Annotated in this window: 14 protein-coding genes; 7 read left to right on the top strand and 7 right to left on the bottom strand. The window is 66.4% G+C overall.

Features of this window, described 5'->3' with window-relative positions:
• Window positions 1–30 precede the first annotated feature (30 nt).
• The 3 genes from ASC63_RS14130 to ASC63_RS14120 all read right to left on the bottom strand — a co-directional run bounded on the left by ASC63_RS14130 (window position 31) and on the right by ASC63_RS14120 (window position 3651).
• Window positions 31–1605, bottom strand: a complete 1575-nt coding sequence (locus ASC63_RS14130) for a DNA polymerase Y family protein (RefSeq protein ID WP_200936938.1) — start codon at window positions 1603–1605, stop codon at window positions 31–33.
• A gap of 20 nt (window positions 1606–1625) precedes the next feature.
• Window positions 1626–2507, bottom strand: a complete 882-nt coding sequence (locus ASC63_RS14125; protein ID WP_200936937.1) for a hypothetical protein — start codon at window positions 2505–2507, stop codon at window positions 1626–1628.
• Between the two features lie 85 nt (window positions 2508–2592).
• The gene (locus ASC63_RS14120; RefSeq protein ID WP_055815733.1) at window positions 2593–3651 is read right to left on the bottom strand and encodes a LacI family DNA-binding transcriptional regulator; all 1059 of its coding nucleotides are present in this window, start codon (window positions 3649–3651) and stop codon (window positions 2593–2595) included.
• Window positions 3652–3751: 100 nt separating this feature from the next.
• Between ASC63_RS14120 and ASC63_RS14115 the strand changes: the two genes are divergently transcribed.
• The 4 genes from ASC63_RS14115 to ASC63_RS14100 all read left to right on the top strand — a co-directional run bounded on the left by ASC63_RS14115 (window position 3752) and on the right by ASC63_RS14100 (window position 7088).
• Window positions 3752–5749 (top strand): aldo/keto reductase, encoded by a 1998-nt coding sequence (locus ASC63_RS14115; RefSeq protein ID WP_055815730.1) that lies wholly within the window; start codon window positions 3752–3754, stop codon window positions 5747–5749.
• Window positions 5750–5812: 63 nt separating this feature from the next.
• Window positions 5813–6166, top strand: a complete 354-nt coding sequence (locus tag ASC63_RS14110; RefSeq protein ID WP_055815726.1) for an MmcQ/YjbR family DNA-binding protein — start codon at window positions 5813–5815, stop codon at window positions 6164–6166.
• A 42-nt stretch (window positions 6167–6208) separates the two neighbouring features.
• Window positions 6209–6667 (top strand): helix-turn-helix transcriptional regulator, encoded by a 459-nt coding sequence (locus tag ASC63_RS14105; protein ID WP_055815723.1) that lies wholly within the window; start codon window positions 6209–6211, stop codon window positions 6665–6667.
• Window positions 6668–6677: 10 nt separating this feature from the next.
• Window positions 6678–7088, top strand: coding sequence for a VOC family protein (locus ASC63_RS14100; protein ID WP_055815720.1), 411 nt, complete (start codon window positions 6678–6680; stop codon window positions 7086–7088).
• Between the two features lie 31 nt (window positions 7089–7119).
• Here the strand turns inward: ASC63_RS14100 and ASC63_RS14095 are convergent, their stop codons facing one another.
• From ASC63_RS14095 to ASC63_RS14085, 3 genes are read right to left on the bottom strand one after another with little or no spacing between them, the layout of a single operon-like run.
• The gene (locus tag ASC63_RS14095) at window positions 7120–8505 is read right to left on the bottom strand and encodes an MFS transporter (RefSeq protein ID WP_055815717.1); all 1386 of its coding nucleotides are present in this window, start codon (window positions 8503–8505) and stop codon (window positions 7120–7122) included.
• Entirely contained in the window at window positions 8502–9113 is a 612-nt protein-coding gene (locus tag ASC63_RS14090; protein WP_055815715.1) for an isochorismatase family protein, read from the bottom strand. Before ASC63_RS14090 ends, ASC63_RS14095 begins: the two co-directional genes overlap by 4 nt.
• A 15-nt stretch (window positions 9114–9128) precedes the next feature.
• Window positions 9129–9578, bottom strand: a complete 450-nt coding sequence (locus ASC63_RS14085; RefSeq protein ID WP_200936936.1) for a MarR family winged helix-turn-helix transcriptional regulator — start codon at window positions 9576–9578, stop codon at window positions 9129–9131.
• 70 nt (window positions 9579–9648) lie between these two features.
• Here ASC63_RS14085 and ASC63_RS14080 point away from each other — a divergent pair, with 70 nt between their 5' ends.
• From ASC63_RS14080 to ASC63_RS14070, 3 genes are all read left to right on the top strand, one after another.
• Window positions 9649–10206 (top strand): dihydrofolate reductase family protein, encoded by a 558-nt coding sequence (locus ASC63_RS14080; protein ID WP_055815709.1) that lies wholly within the window; start codon window positions 9649–9651, stop codon window positions 10204–10206.
• Window positions 10207–10301: 95 nt separating this feature from the next.
• Window positions 10302–11228: a DnaJ domain-containing protein gene (locus tag ASC63_RS14075; protein WP_055815706.1), complete on the top strand. Its 927-nt coding sequence runs from the start codon at window positions 10302–10304 to the stop codon at window positions 11226–11228.
• 166 nt (window positions 11229–11394) lie between these two features.
• A complete protein-coding gene (locus ASC63_RS14070) occupies window positions 11395–11811 on the top strand; it encodes a YciI family protein (protein WP_055815703.1) in 417 nt (138 codons plus the stop codon).
• Between the two features lie 100 nt (window positions 11812–11911).
• On the opposite strand, the gene fdhA is transcribed toward ASC63_RS14070, so the two are convergent.
• Entirely contained in the window at window positions 11912–13129 is a 1218-nt protein-coding gene (fdhA, locus tag ASC63_RS14065) for a formaldehyde dehydrogenase, glutathione-independent (RefSeq protein WP_055815700.1), read from the bottom strand.
• Window positions 13130–13186 lie beyond the last annotated feature (57 nt).

Genomic DNA, 13186 nt, shown 5'->3' with positions numbered 1-13186 from the left:
CAGCGCACCGCCCCTTGGCCATAGCGCCCCTCAGTCATAACGGGCCTCCGCGAGCCAGCGCTCGCCTTCCTGCAGCAGCAGCCAGGCGCATCCGGAATCGTCGACCACTTGGAAGCGGTTGACGTGACGCGCTGAGCCCGCATCCCACCAGCGTTCATCGACGGACCACGGCCCTGACCACGCCGACACCGACCGCAGCGCCGCATCCCTGCCCTGCACGCTCATTCGGGCGGGCGGCCCCGTGAGCCTGCCTCGCTCGTCGACGAGCACCGCATCTCCCGCGGGGTCCACGACGACGGCCGGGCGCGGGGGAGCGAACACGCTCGAGGGCAGCGGAGGTGGCAAGCGCCCCGGCCAGGGGCGTGCCTGCGAGGCTGCCGCATCCGTCGGAGCGCGGTCGCCCCACGACACGAGCAACTGGCGATCGGCGAGCATGCGCCCACCGCCCATCACAGGCGTGAGCACGGCATCGTGGCCAAGCAGCCCCTGCACCCGGGAGAGAGCGTGGTGGATTCGTTCGTCGGGCGCCGTTCCCCACAGCCCTTCCTCGTGGTTGCCGGCCGCGTCCACGCCACCCGGACTCACCGACACCCGCGTGACGGCCGAACTCAACCCGCTGGAGCCGCTGCCCGAGCCCTGCAACTGCCAGCGCACCCGGTCTACGACATCTGCCGCCGTGAACCACCGTGGATGCAGCCACTCGCGTTCGGAGACCTCTCCCGATTCGCTCGTCACGCTCACCCGCACTGCCGTGCATACCTGGGAGGCATCGCTCAATTGCGTGATGAATCTCTCGGCGGCGGTGCGGAACGCGAAGGCCACCTGGTCGAGTGAGGAGAGGGGCGGTTCGAATTCAACGGCGACGTCGAGTTCTTTCTGCGGGACGCGGGGAACGACGCTGCCGCCCAGCACCCCGCCCGCCAGCGCGTGTGCCCGGGCACCGAGCTCGCCGAAACGGTGTCGCACCTGGAACGCATCGAGCGCGGCGAAATCGCCGAGCGTGCCCATGCCCAGCCGAATCAGCAGTGTGGCCAGGGTGGCATCGCCCAGGATACCGACGGGCAGCGGCGCAAGAAACCGCGGCGATTCGCCCGGGGGCACGATGTGTATTCCCGTGCCTGAGCGTGCTGCCTGCTCGGCCGCAAACAGTCCGTCGGCGATGCCGACCCGGCAGGAGTCGAAGCCGAGCTCGGCCAGCTCGCCGAGCAACACGGAAGCCGCCTGATGCTCACCCCCGTAGAAGCGAGCGGGGCCTCGGGCGCGAATCGCGCACATTCCCGGTCGAATCGGCTGCACGCCCGGCATCAGTCGTTCGATGAGCGCGAGCACGGGTTCGTAGCTGCGGGCGTCGAGCACCGGGTCGTAGGCAATCGTCGTCAGCTGGGGGCAGCGGGCCTGCGCCTCGCGCAGCCGATGCCCTCGGCGCACCCCCTCGGCCCGGGCGGCAGCGGAGCAGGCGAAGACGCGGCCGTTCTCGATGACGGCGACGAGCCCGTTACTGCCCGCACCGCCTGCGCCGGACAAACCGGATGCTGCGGGTGCGGTCGCAACCGCAGCGACAGGCCAGTCCGGAACCCAGACCACTATTGCTCTGCTCGTGGACACAGAGACCGCGGGTGCCTCTCTCACGCCCCCACCGCCGTTCGTAAAATGGCTGCAGATCCAGCTGCGGAGCCGGGAACGGGAACAGGAACAGAGCGGTCGCCTGTTCCGTATTCCAGCGGCGCGACTGCCGTGAGGTGAGGGGCCTGCTCGAGCGTCGCATCAGCCGAGGGCAGCCACAGCCGCCCCGTGCGGGGCCGCCCCGTGCCGCCCGCCGTGGAAACGCTCACCGTCACCTGTCGGTCGGTCAGTCGACCGTGCCCGGCACCGAGCCCGCTCCAGCTGGTCTGCTCGAGGCTGAGCCTGGCTTCGCTCTGCGGCCACGGGCCCATCGAAATGAGGGTGCACCCGCGCTGGCGCAGGCGGGCGGCCAGCCGCGCGGCATCCGCATCGCTCACGCGTGCAGGCGGCCGGGTGACGACCACGGGCAGAACGTCGGCGAGCGCGGCCGTCACGGTGAGCCAGCGATCGCCGGGGCGCGGCACCAGAACCAGATGCTCGAGTTGCACACCGAAACCTGCCGCTGCCTCCACCCCGAAGTCGGGCAACCCCACCACGCCGCACCACGAACCGGATGCGCTGGGCCCCGCCATCATGGCCATCACGAGAGCGTGCGACTCGGCCACAGAATACGCGGACCCCGCCCGCAGTGCACCGCCCGGGAGCAACTCGGCCAGGCCCGGCAGGGTGGGCAGTGTGCGTTCTTCCAGGGTGCGTCGCTGCATCTGCCGGATGCGCGTCTGCAGCTCCTGCACCCGCTCGGGGCGGTGTGTCTGCGCGTCGCGGGCCTGCGCGTTGTTGGCCTGTGCAGTGCGGGCGCGCGACGTGCCGCCCGCGCCCACCGTGGCGGGAACGGGCTCGGGAAGCGTCGCAACGGAACCGGCCATGCCCTCATATTCGAACATATGTTCGAGTATGTCAATTGCCACCGACAGCATGTGCGGAGGAGCGCGCGGAAGCGATTGGCGCGAGAGGGCGCGACGGTGGCTCTCAGGCGGACTCGCGCACGATTAGTGTGTGGGTGATTGTTCGTCGGGCGGCCTGGCCGGCCGCGATGCGACCGGACAGCATCCCGTCGACGAGATCGATGGCGTGCCGTGCGAGCTCGGTCTTGTCGAGGGCGATGCTGGTGAGTTCGGGGGTGACGAGCGTTCCGATGTTCAGGCCGTCGATGCCGATGACGGCAACATCCTGCGGCACGCGCGCCCCAACTCGAGCGAAGCCCTTGAGCGCACCCAGTGCCATGACGTCGTTGAACACCAGCGCGGCATCGGCATGCGGATACTGCGCCCTCAGCCGCATGGCCGCCTCGATGCCGCCGTCGTGGGTGTCGATCCCGGACACTTCGGATGCCTCGGACCACGCGAGATCGTATTCCCGAAGATGCTCACGATAAAGCTGTCGTCGCCCCGAGACCCGCACGGGGGCATCAGATGCGCGGGTATCGCTTCCGGAGCCGTCGATCATCGCAATGCGTTTGCGCCCGATCGCCACCAGATGATCGAGTGCTGCGCGGATGCCCGGGCGATAGTCGATCTCGATCACCGCGCGCCCGAGCGGTCCGGACGCATCCGCTGGCGCATCGAAGATGACCGTGGGCAGCGAGGCGAGCAGATCGGAGAATTCAGGATTCGCGACGTGACCGACGATGGCGTCGACGCGGTGCACTATCGTTTCGAGCCGCTTGCGTGCGTCGGTGCGATCGGACCCGAGATCGCACAACATGACGCCCCAGCCGTGCTCCGACGCGAGACGAGTCAGTTCGGAGGCGAGTTCGGGATAGTACGGATTGCGCAGATCGCTGACGACGAAGCCGATGGCTATCTCTCGACCACGCACGAGGCCCTGCGCGGCACGGTTTGGGCGGTAGTTCAAGCGATGCGCCGCCTCGATGACACGCTCGCGCGTGGCCGCGCTGACATCGGCCATGCCATTGAGCGCCCTGGTCACCGTCTGGCGTGAGACGCCTGCGGCGTGTGCGACGTCGATAATCGTGACGGCGCGGCTCGAATGGGCGGCGGGCGTCTGCTGATCGTCGCGTCTGGTCATAGTGGAATGCTACTGATATTGTTGCCGTGAACGTTCACGGTAGTGAATTTGAGTACAGATTCCTGTACAGATTTCAGCGCAGAGATGAGGGAGCGAGAACGTGAGTCTTGAACACGTGAGATGGGGCATCGTCGGGCCGGGTTCGATTGCCCATCGTTTCGCCGACCAGCTGGTGCATAGCCGCACCGGCAGCCTGGTCGCGGCGGCGAGTCGCACCCTCGAGCGCGCGCAGTCCTTCGCCGCCGAATATTCAAGCGAGGCGGCGCCGGTGCGCGCATACGGCTCCTATGCCGAGCTCTTCGCCGATCCGCAGATCGACGCGGTGTACATCGCGACGGTGCACACCGAACACATCAGGCTGGCGCTTGAGGCCCTCGAGGCGGGCAAGCACGTGATCAGCGAAAAGCCGCTCTCGGTCGATCACGCTGGCGTCATGGTCGTCGTGGAGGCGGCCCGACGGGCCGGCCTCTACCTGGCCGAGGGCTTCATGTACCGCTTTCACCCGCAGACCGAGCGGCTCGCGCAACTGGTGCGCGAGGGCGCAATCGGTGACATCCAGCACGTGGATGCATCGTTCGCGTTCGCCGCGGAACTGCCGGCCGACCACCGGCTGAAGAACCCCGATCTCGCCGGCGGGGGCATCCTGGATGTCGGCGGATACCCGGTTTCTGCCGCACGACTGATCGCCGGGGCTGCGAGCGACGCACTGTTCGCCGACCCCGTTTCGCTGACCGCACACGGCACGATCGGCGCGAGTGGCGTGGACGAGTGGATGAGCGCATCCCTCGTGTTCGCCTCAGGTCTCACGGCGCACGTCACGAGCGGTGTCGGCCTGCAGGACGAGAACCGCATCGTCGTGTACGGCTCGGCCGGGCGCATCACGGTGAGCGAACCGTGGCTGCCGAGCGAGACGGAGGGCTCGACCATCGAGGTGGCCCGTGTGGGTGAGCCTGTCGAGACCATCGAGGTGGCTGCCGCATACCAGTACGCGGTGCAGGCGGATGCGCTGGCCGAGAACGTTGAGGCCGGCCAGAGCCCGCAGATGGGCTGGGCAGACAGCCTCGGCAACGCTCGAACGCTCGATCAGCTGCGGGCACAGCTGGGGCTGAATTTTCCCTTCGAGGCCGCCACCGCGAACATTCCGACGTTCAGCGGAAAACCGCTCGCCGTGCGCGGTGACGCGACCATGCCGTATGGCACCATCGCGGGTATTGGCAAGCGCATGTCGCGGCTCGTGATGGGTGTGGACAACCAGGCGACCCTGAGCCACGCCTCCGCGATGTTCGACGATTTCGTCGAGCGGGGCGGCAATGCCTTCGACACCGCATACATCTACGGCGGCGGAGCGATGGAACGCCTCCTGGGGCAGTGGGTGGCCAACCGCGGCCTTCGCGACGACGTCGTGATCATCGGCAAGGGCGCCCACACGCCGTACTGCGACCCGGAATCGCTTACGCGCCAGCTGCACGAGAGCCTGGATCGGCTGCAGACCGACCACCTCGACCTTTATCTCATGCACCGCGACAACGCGGATGTGCCGGTCGCGGAGTTCGTGGACGTGCTCGACGAGCACGTGCGAGCCGGTCGCATCCGCGCATTCGGTGTCTCCAACTGGAGCATCCCTCGATTCGAGGAGGCCAACCGGTATGCGCAGGCCAATGGCAAGACGGGCTTTGCGGCGCTGAGCGACCACTTCGGGCTCGCGCACGCCGAAGATGTGCCGTGGGCCGGATGCGAACATGTCACCGACCCCGCGGATCGCCAGTGGCTGGAGCGAACCAATACGCCGCTTCTGCCATGGTCATCGCAGGCGCGGGGATTCTTCGCCAGGGCCGACCGCGAGAACACCGCGGATGCCGAGTTGGTGCGCTGCTACTACAGTGACGAGAACTTCGAACGGCTGGCGCGCGCGCGACAGCTCTCCGCCGAGTTGGGCGTCGCGCCGACCGCGGTTGCGCTGGCGTACGTTCTCGCCCAGTCGTTCCCGACGTTCCCGCTGATCGGACCGCGCAGCATCGAGGAGACGCGCACCTCGATGGAGGGGCTGAGCATCCACCTCGCAGACGAGCAGGTGCGCTGGCTCGACTTGCGAGGCTAGACCTCCCTGTCGGTGGCATCCGCGATGATCGGCGGAGACGACGAGTGACGGGGAGCAACCGAGATGACACCCAACGAACTGACGACCTTCCTCCTCGACCTGAACGGTGCCGAGGAGACGTATCCATTCGGCCCCGAGGCTCGGGTCTTCAAGGTGGCAGGCAAGGTCTTCTCGATCGACAGCCCGGATGCGGCGGAGCGCACCATCACGCTCAAGGCGCTGCCCGAGAACGTGCCGAGGCTCATTCGCAGCGTGGAGGGGATCGACCCCGGCTATCACATGAACAAGCGTCACTGGGTCACGGTGCGCCTCGACGGAACCGTGGTCGCCGGCCACGTGCGGGAACTCATCGCCGAGTCGCACGCCATCGTGGTCGCCTCGCTCCCCAAACGCGTCCGCTTGGGGCTGGAGGGGTAGAACGTCGCGCAAACCGTTTCTCGCCAGTGGTACTCTCGGCGCATGACTCCGCACGAGCTTGAGAACCTTGCTTCGCTGCGCCGTGCCCGGGATCTGATCGACCGGGAGTATGCGAGACCACTCGACGTTCCGACGATGGCCGAGCGGGCATTCATGTCGCCTGCGCACTTCTCCAGGCAGTTCCGCGCGGCCTACGGCGAGACGCCGTACAGCTATCTGATGACCCGCAGAATCGAGCGGGCGATGGCGCTGCTGCGGGAGGGCATGAGCGTGACGGATGCGTGCATGGCGGTCGGCTGTACGTCGCTCGGCTCGTTCAGCTCGCGATTCACCGAGATCGTGGGGGAGAGCCCTCGCGCCTACCGCAGTCGCGAGCATCACGCGGTCAAGGCGATGCCCAACTGTGTAGCGAAGTCGCATACGCGCCCGGCGCGGAACGGGCCGCGTCGCATCGACGATTCGAGCAGGATTCAAGAAGCGGCCGAGAATTCCGCCGCATAGAGTCGCGGTTATGACAATCTCACTCCAGTACACCAACATCACCGTCAACGACGTGGATGAGTCGATCGCCTTCTACAGCGGCGCGCTCGGCCTCGATGTTCAGAACGACGTCGCCTCGGGCGACCACCGTTGGGTGACCCTCGGCAGCGCCGCGCAGCCCGGGCTCGGCATCGTGATCTCCGAACCTCATGCCGGCCGCTCGCAGGCCGATGGTGACGCGCTGCAGGAACTCTTGACCAAGGGGGTGCTGCCGATGCTCGTGTTTCGCTCCGACGATGTGGATGCGACGTTCGAGACGGTGCGCGCATCCGGTGCCGAGGTTCTGCAGGAGCCCATCGACCAGGCCTGGGGCCCGCGCGACTGCGCGTTCCGCGACCCCTCGGGCAACATGGTGCGCATTTCCCAAGCACCGCCCGCCTGATATTTTAAATCGCGGCCCGACGGTTGGCCGGTCACGCCGTGACGCGTGGAATCTTCCTGTCGAGAATGCTCAGCAGCATGATGCCGACGCCCAGTGCGCCGATGACCCAGGCGAGAACGTGGAACCCGTCATCCGTGGCCGCATCACCGAAGGTGAGACCGATCAGACTCGCGGAGAAGATCGCCCCGATGTATGCGGCGGTTCGATACAGCCCGGATGCCACGGCAGTCTGCTCGGCGGGCGTCTGCACGTAGAGCGCGGCCTGGTTTGCGAAGCCGCTGAATCCGTTGGTGAAGCCGAAGAGCAGTGACATGCCGATGAGAACGAGAACGTTCGAGTCGTGCGTCATCGTGAGCATGACCCCGGCCGTGAGAACGAGTGCGACGCCGGCGAGAATGAGCGGCCAGCGCACCCAGCCCCGGCGCGAGACCACTCTGGCGATCACGATGCTGAGCCCCGAGAGCGGCAACAGAACGAGACCGACGGCCGAGGCGCTGAGGTGTGCACTCTGTTCCATCCACTGGCTCGCGCCGTAGAGCGCGGAGTAGATGCCGAGCGCGGCGAGCATCTGCCGCAGGTAGGTGCGCTGCAGCGGCGTGTTGCCGGCGAGCATCCGCACATCGATGAGGGGGCGACTCGCCCGTCGCTCCCAGACGATCAGCCCTGCCGCCAGAACGACGACCACCGGCAGCAGCCACCACACCGGTGCCGTCAGGCTCGACAGGAACAGCAGCAGGCTCGTGATGGTGCCTGCGAAGAGCAGGATGCCCGGAATATCGAGGGCGGCCAGCACCCGGGCCCGGCCCTCGCGCACCATTGGCTCGTCTTTGGCCACCCCGATAAGCGTGAAGATCATCGTGATGACGGCGAGCGGGATGTTCACCGCGAAGAGCGCGCGCCAGCCGAATACGCCGGTGAGGATGCCTCCGAGGGGTAGCCCGAACACGGTGGTGATCTGCGCGGCGATCGAGAAGTTGCCGAGAACGCGGCTCGGCACGCCGGTCTCGGCCTCATCGGCCCGCTTGCGAACGAGGGCCATCGCGGTCGGGTACGCCGCGGCCGTGCCGACCCCGATCAGTGCTCGGGAGAGGAGAAGGAATCCGAAGCTCGGGGCCGCAGCGCCGACGATCCCGGCCGCGAGCAGAATGACGATTCCGCCGAGGAAGACCCGTCGGGGCCCGAAGATGGTGGAGAGCTTGCCCATCGTGGGCTGCATGACGGCGCTGCATAGGTAGAGAACCGAGATGAGTGTCGCGGTGGTTCCCGGTCCGGTGTGAAAGTCCACGCCGATGCCGACCAGGCCGGTCGCGATCATCGAGCTGTTGATCGGGTTCAGCGTGGAACCGAGCAGCAGGGGAGCGGTGAACCTCCACCCGAAGGGTTTGGGGCTGGTGTGCGTGGTTGTATGCCTGGTCATTCGCCGCCGTGCTTGAAACTGCCGTTCTTGATGCTGCTGTTCTGGGCGACGCCGTGCTCGAGCAGGTCGATAATCTCCGCGGTCGTGCCGGTCTCGCCGAGCCGCGGGAAGATGCGGGTGACGCTGTTGTGGTGCGCATCCGCGTTCGAGTCGGTCATGGCATCGATGGCGAGGGCTACGTTGAAGCCGTTCTCGTGGGCATGACGCGCCGTGGATTCGACACCGGCGCTCGTTGAGACGCCGCAGAGAACGACCTGGGTCACACCCCGGCCCTTCAGGTATTCGTCGAGCCCGGTGCCGGTGAAGGCGCCCCAGGTGTGTTTGGTGACCCGGTAGTCATCCGGATGCCCGTCCAGCCGGGGAGCAAGATCGGCCCACCCCGCCGGGCGCTCGCCGCCTGACCGGCGCACCCCCTCGGTGCGGCCCGGCGCTCCTCCGGCTACGGTGACGAGCACAACGGGCAGATCGTGAAGCCGAAACGCATCGGCGAGTGTGCCCGCATTCTCCACAACCCGGTCCATGGGGTGCGCGGAGGGCAGCGCGAGCACGGCGGTTTGCAGGTCGATGAGGATGAGGGCGGTCTTCGGGTCGAGTGAGCTGATGGTCATGTGTGCTTGTCCTCTTCAGGAGTTGGCGAGACGGGTGAGGAGTTCGACCCCGATGGCGAGTTGCCGTTGCTCGGCTGGCGTGAACAGGGTGTCGATGCTGCGGGCGAGCCAGTCTTCTTTCGCCGCCCGCGTTGTCGTCAGCCGTTCTACCGCTGTGTCGGTGAGGGAAAGAATTGTGCGGCGACCGTCTGTGGGGTCCGGCGACCCGCTGACGATTCCGGCTTCTTCGAGCGTGGCAACCGTCGCGCCCATCGATTGCGGGCGCACACCCTCGGCGTGGGCAAGCGCCGTCACACTCGCGGGTCCATCCCGTTCCAGGCGAGTGAGCACCGCGACCTGCGCCCAGGTGAATTCCCCCGCATTGCCCTGATCTCGCAATCGGCGGCGTAGTTTACCGATCAGCACACGAAGATCCGTGGCCACGCTCAGGGGAGGGCTCGACTCGGAGGGTCGTTCTGCTTTCACCATCACACGCTAACAAATAGCAAGGCAAACTGCAAAGCTTAACTTCACATATTGAGGATGGGAGTACACCATGGCCAGGCTGGTCTACACGGCAATCACCTCGCTCGACGGCTATATCGCGGATGCGAGCGGCAATTTCGATTGGAGTATGCCCGACGAAGAGGTGCACGGCTTCGTCAACGATCTTGAGCGTGACGTCGGAACCTACCTCTACGGGCGTCGGCTTTACGAGGTGATGGTCTTCTGGGAGGGTGTTGACCTTGCAGGGGAGCCGCCCGTCATAGCGGATTACGCGACCATCTGGCGTGCGGCGAACAAGATCGTGTACTCCTCAACGTTGGGAGAACCATCCAGCGCTCTGACGCGTATCGAGCGCACGTTCGATGTCGATGCGGTGCGGCGATTGAAAGAGACAGAGAACCGGGACATCAGCATTGGCGGCCCGAACCTGGCGGCCCACGCGATAGCGTCGGGCCTGGTCGATGAATACCGGCAGTTCGTCTCACCGGTCATTGTGGGCGGTGGCACCCGATTCCTGCCCGATGACGTGCACGTTCCGCTCGAACTGATCGAGGAGCGCCGCTTCGGCAACGGTGTGGTCTACCTGCGTTACCGGACGCGGGGCTGAGGCGCGGCAGCGCCTCGCGGCACGTCGGCGACCGCTCGGGCGTGACTCAGCCGGGCGCCGGTAGGCTGTCTGGGCACACAAGGAGACTGCCCCGCATGCCCGAAAGCCCCGCTTCGCCTACGCCATACGAGGTGCTCGGGGTCGGCGCATCCGTCAGCCAGGACGAGCTGCGGCGTGCGTATCGCCGCTTGCTGCGCGAGACGCATCCGGATACCGGCGGGAGCGCCGCTCGATTTCACGCGGTGCAATTCGCCTGGGATCGCGTGGGCGACCCGAGCAAGCGTGCCGCATACGATCGCGGGCACGGTGCTGCCGAGACGGCTCCGGATGCCCGACCTGCCGGCCCCGCGCCCTCCCGATCGCGTGCGCGCGCCAACGCATCGTCTCCACGGGCCCGCTCATACGGACACCCGGGCGGGGGAGCCCGGGAGGGCTTTCTCACTCTCATGAGAGAGTGGGCGGGCATCGGGGCCGGGCTCGAGGATCCATACGATGCTGCCCTTGTCCGTTCGGCCCCGCTCGAGATCCGTCGCCTTCTGGCGAAGGCGTTGGCCGAGGAGGAAACCGCACGCATGGTGTCGACACTCGGCATCGGGTACACCATCTGGAACGCGGTGGCCGCTGCCGATCGCGGTTATGCCATCGACCATGTCGTGTTGGGGCCGGCTGGACTGTTCGCCGTGCGTTCCGAAGACTGGGGTGGCGAGGTTCGCCTTGTGAAGGGTGAGGTGACCGGCGATGCGCTCGGCCGCGGCGAGGAACCGGTGAGGGCGCTTGTGCGCAATGCCCGGCGCCTGGCTCGCTCGCTGGGTGTGCGCTTCACCGGCTATGCGGTTGTGGTGCCCGACGAGGCCCTGGCCGAGCCGCTCGAGATCGTTGAGCGCGGCAGGCACGCATCCACGGCGCTCGTGAGGCGTTCGATCCTGCCGCAACTCCTGCGCACGGGGCTGACGGGGCGCCTCGACGTCGCCGACGTCTTCGAGGTGCGCACCCGGCTGCAGAATGGCATCCGCCTTCTCTGATCGGCCCTGTCTTAATCTGCACTGCGTGCATACGCTGGGAACCGATCACAGAGAGTTCCACGCGATGGTGAAACTCTTGTCAGCGACCCTGTCGATGTGTGCCCTGCGTGTTCGACGTCAAGGTAAGGGCACACCGGCCCATACACCTGAGCGAAGGAGAACGACCATGAAGTTCATGCTGCTGCTGAAGGCCGACGAGAACACCGAGTCGAACGCCATGCCGAGCGAAGACGATCTCAACGCCATGGGGCGTTACAACGAGGAACTCATCAAGGACGGCGTGCTGCTGGCCGGTGAGGGACTGCACCCGAGCTCGGAGGGCGCCCGCGTCGATTTCGCGGGCGACGACCGCACCGTCACCGATGGCCCGTTCGCCGAGACGAAGGAACTCATAGCCGGCTTCTGGATTCTGGAGGCTGCCTCGAAGCAGGAGGCCATCGAGCGGGCGCGTCGTGCGCCGATCCAGTCGGGTCGCATCGAGGTGCGCCAGGTTTTCGGCGTTGAGGAGTTCGACCAGAGCAACGAGTTCGTGCAAAAAGAGGTGCAGTGGCGCGAAGAGACGGGCGAGTCCCGCACCGCGTAGCGCTTTTTCGCATACGAAGATTCGCATGCAACCCGACGAACGGATCGGGCCGTGCTCTCCTGGAGCACGGCCCGATCCGTTTGCGCATCAGGTGCTGTGCTCAGGCGGCGTCGAGATATCCGTTCGCGTTGAGCACGTACTTGGTGGCGGCACCCTTGTCGAACTCCTCGTAGCCGCGCGGGGCATCCTCGAGGCTGATCGCCTTGGCGTTGACGTTCTTCGCGATGTGCACTCGATCCGCGAGAATCGCCTTCATGAGCCCGTAGTTGTACTTCATCACCGGGCATTGCCCCGTGGTGAATGACAGCGACCGGGCCCAGCCTGCACCGAGGTTCAGCGAGAGTGAGCCGGTCTTCGCGGCCTCGTCTACGCCGCCCGGATCTCCCGTGACGTAAAGCCCCGGAATGCCGAGCGCGCCGCCGGCCGCGGTCATGACCATGAGCGAGTTCAGCACCGTCGCCGGAGCCTCCTTCGCGTCTGCGCCGTGCCCTTTCGCCTCGAAGCCGACCGCGTCGACGGCAGAATCGACCTCGGGGACTCCGAGGATTTGTTCGATCTGATCCAGCGGTTCCCCCTTGCTCAGGTCCACTGTCTCGCATCCGAAGCTGCGGGCCTGCGCCAGCCGGTCGGCATTCATATCACCGACGATGACCACTGCCGCACCGAGAAGCTGTGCGGATGTCGCGGCCGCCAATCCCACCGGACCGGCACCGGCCACATACGCCGTCGAACCTGTCGTGACGCCCGCCGAGACGGCACCGTGGTAGCCGGTGGGGAAGATATCCGAAAGCATGGCCAGGTCGAGGATCTTCTCCATGGCCTGGTCTTTGTCGGGGAACTTCAGCGCGTTCCAATCCGCATACGGCACAAGCACGTAGTTGGCCTGGCCGCCGACCCAGCCGCCCATGTCCACGTAACCGTAGGCGCTGCCGGGGCGATCCGGGTTGACGTTCAAGCACACGCCCGTCTTGCGCTCCTTGCAGTTCTTGCACCTCCCGCAGGCGATGTTGAACGGCACGGAGACGAGATCGCCGACCTTGATGAATTCCACATCCGGCCCGACCTCGACGACTTCGCCCGTGATCTCGTGTCCGAGCACGAGATCGGCGGGTGCCGTGGTGCGACCGCGCACCATGTGTTGATCCGAGCCGCAGATATTCGTCGCCACCGTCTTCACGATGGCCCCATGACGAACCTGGCGTCCCACATTGGCGGGGTTGACGCCCGGCCCATCCTTCAACTCGAATGTGGGATAGTCGATGTCGATGACCTCGACCTTTCCCGGGCTCTTATAGGCAACAGCTCTGTTTCCTGGCATGATTTTCCTTCCTTTCGCAGCCCGGTCGCCGAGAGGGACGCGGTGTGACACGAAGGT

Source organism: Leifsonia sp. Root112D2 (assembly GCF_001424905.1).
In the GTDB taxonomy this organism is placed as follows: Bacteria; Actinomycetota; Actinomycetes; order Actinomycetales; family Microbacteriaceae; genus Root112D2.
This window is presented reverse-complemented; position numbering and strand designations above follow the sequence as displayed.

Excerpts from the sequence above, each read along its gene's own strand:
- ASC63_RS14125 (WP_200936937.1), bottom strand. The coding sequence starts at position 2,507 with ATGTTCGAATATGAGGGCATGGCCGGTTCCGTTGCGACGCTTCCCGAG.
- ASC63_RS14120 (WP_055815733.1), bottom strand. The coding sequence starts at position 3,651 with ATGACCAGACGCGACGATCAGCAGACGCCCGCCGCCCATTCGAGCCGC.
- ASC63_RS14110 (WP_055815726.1), top strand. The coding sequence starts at position 5,813 with ATGACACCCAACGAACTGACGACCTTCCTCCTCGACCTGAACGGTGCC.
- ASC63_RS14105 (WP_055815723.1), top strand. The coding sequence starts at position 6,209 with ATGACTCCGCACGAGCTTGAGAACCTTGCTTCGCTGCGCCGTGCCCGG.
- ASC63_RS14100 (WP_055815720.1), top strand. The coding sequence starts at position 6,678 with ATGACAATCTCACTCCAGTACACCAACATCACCGTCAACGACGTGGAT.
- ASC63_RS14095 (WP_055815717.1), bottom strand. The coding sequence starts at position 8,505 with ATGACCAGGCATACAACCACGCACACCAGCCCCAAACCCTTCGGGTGG.
- ASC63_RS14090 (WP_055815715.1), bottom strand. The coding sequence starts at position 9,113 with ATGACCATCAGCTCACTCGACCCGAAGACCGCCCTCATCCTCATCGAC.
- ASC63_RS14080 (WP_055815709.1), top strand. The coding sequence starts at position 9,649 with ATGGCCAGGCTGGTCTACACGGCAATCACCTCGCTCGACGGCTATATC.
- ASC63_RS14075 (WP_055815706.1), top strand. The coding sequence starts at position 10,302 with ATGCCCGAAAGCCCCGCTTCGCCTACGCCATACGAGGTGCTCGGGGTC.
- ASC63_RS14070 (WP_055815703.1), top strand. The coding sequence starts at position 11,395 with ATGAAGTTCATGCTGCTGCTGAAGGCCGACGAGAACACCGAGTCGAAC.
- fdhA (WP_055815700.1), bottom strand. The coding sequence starts at position 13,129 with ATGCCAGGAAACAGAGCTGTTGCCTATAAGAGCCCGGGAAAGGTCGAG.